We start from the raw sequence: 1,075 nt of genomic DNA, 5'->3' as shown, positions 1-1,075 counted from the left end.
CGTTGTAGTGCATATGAAGAATAATTAAAGATGAACGGATTTCGACTTTTGCCAGTCCACATTGCTGTTAAAGATTTGTCTTTTATGATATTCTATTTTGTCATAATGAAATATAATCTTACGAACGAAAGCTATCATCCTGATAATATTTCGAACATGCCAAATTTGGCTTCTTCTAGTTTCTGGAGTATTATTTCGGCTTCACTTTATTATAACATAGTATCGATTATTATTAGTCTGGTTTTATATTTCCCAATTGTAGCAGGCTTCAAGAAACTAATCAGTAAAAGTATACCAAGACGAATTTTGACAGGCTTTGTGTTAACATTGACGACACCTATTTTACATTTGATAAGTAGTGATTTTAAACATAACGATTATTACCAAAGGTCGGCGGAACTAAGTGCGTGGATTTTGTGTTTTTTAATCTCAATGACTTTCTACTATATTGCAAATATGTCAACTAAAGATAAGTATTGATGAGCTATGTTATAGATTTCATAAAAACTAAAAAATTAGATTTTGACAATGTCTATAACTTACTAGAGGGAACGGTAAATCCCACAAGTGAAATATTCATTGGCACAGAATTGATGAATAAAATAGTTCAAGAAATAGAAGAGTTGGGATTCGAATTTGAAATGTTTAAAAGTGAGACTGAAGACCATTGTGAATTGAACTTTTCGACTTATCAAGTTGCTATGTTCAATACTGAAATTGCGATTTCTCTTCCTTACTGGGACTCAAATATAAATGAGGGAACTAACAAAGAAATTAAACAAATAATTAATATTCTATTAGAAAATGGTTTTTCAGGTTTTGACTCCCAAACCGAAGAATTTATTACTGAAGCATATCAGTTTAAATCCATATTTTCAGAAGCTCAAACACACGTTAATCAGAATGAAAATAGCCACCCCTCAGTAGATTATTCGCTTTATTTAGGACTGGGAATTGGGCTTGTGCTCTTATGTGTAATAATTTGGAAAACAATAAATAAAAAACGACACTACAACAACAAGCATATTTCATAGCTGTTTCGTACCTTACAGCAACGAAAACATGCTCAAACGTT

At 31.4% G+C, this 1,075-nt stretch carries 2 protein-coding genes; both read left to right on the top strand.

The genetic code is table 11. The annotated features are described in order from the left end of the window. Window positions 1-105: 105 nt before the first annotated feature. Window positions 106-480, top strand: coding sequence for a hypothetical protein (locus DNU06_RS17475; RefSeq protein WP_111064787.1), 375 nt, complete (start codon window positions 106-108; stop codon window positions 478-480). Next, window positions 480-1,034: a hypothetical protein gene (locus tag DNU06_RS17470; RefSeq protein WP_111064786.1), complete on the top strand. Its 555-nt coding sequence runs from the start codon at window positions 480-482 to the stop codon at window positions 1,032-1,034. The genes DNU06_RS17475 and DNU06_RS17470 overlap by 1 nt, the downstream gene beginning before the upstream one ends. Window positions 1,035-1,075 lie beyond the last annotated feature (41 nt).

Origin of the sequence: Putridiphycobacter roseus, from assembly GCF_003234935.1 — a bacterium.
Taxonomy (GTDB): Bacteria; Bacteroidota; Bacteroidia; order Flavobacteriales_D; family Crocinitomicaceae; genus Putridiphycobacter; species Putridiphycobacter roseus.
This window is presented reverse-complemented; position numbering and strand designations above follow the sequence as displayed.